Origin of the sequence: Streptomyces sp. WM6386 (genome assembly GCF_000972385.1) — a bacterium.
Classification (GTDB): Bacteria; Actinomycetota; Actinomycetes; order Streptomycetales; family Streptomycetaceae; genus Streptomyces.
In genome coordinates this window covers 1-497 of sequence record NZ_JXTE01000448.1, presented here as the reverse complement: position 1 = coordinate 497, position 497 = coordinate 1, and the positions used below count along the sequence as shown (strand labels likewise).

General features: G+C 65.8%; 1 protein-coding gene. It reads right to left on the bottom strand.

Annotated elements, in window-relative coordinates; genetic code table 11:
- The coding region (locus TN53_RS42180; RefSeq protein ID WP_046264203.1) for a hypothetical protein at positions 1-497 on the bottom strand (497 nt) is incomplete at both ends.

Below are 497 nucleotides of genomic sequence, written 5' to 3'. Positions count from 1 at the left end.
ACCGGGATGTCGTAGTAGTCCTCGGCGAAGCGCTGGAATGCCTCCGGCGCCCGGTCGGCCAGGAGTCGGAACAGGTACTCGGAGCCATCCGGATCGCCGGCACCGTCGTCAGGAAACTCGATCGTCCCCGCCTTCCAGGCTCCGTCGCCCCGTTCTCGCCACGCGCAGGCGGTCACGGCCGGCATTCCATCCTCGTCCGCGAACGCGGGCTCTTCGACGCAGGAACGGAAGACGGCCGGGACGTCCGCCAGGACGCCTGGCCACGGCCCGTCATTGGCATAGGGGCTCATAGCTGACTCGTGCGCGAAGCCACGGATGTAGGCGCCGGCGTCCGAGAAGACGATGGAATACTCGTCGCCTGATCCGTCGCGCATCGAGGCCATCTCTTCTCCGGCAGACCAGTGCGCGTCGAAGGAGTAGTACCGATCGGCCCATTCCGGGCTGAGTATCGCTTCCAGCATCGCCATCGAACTGCAGTGATCGCGAAGCGCGGAAAT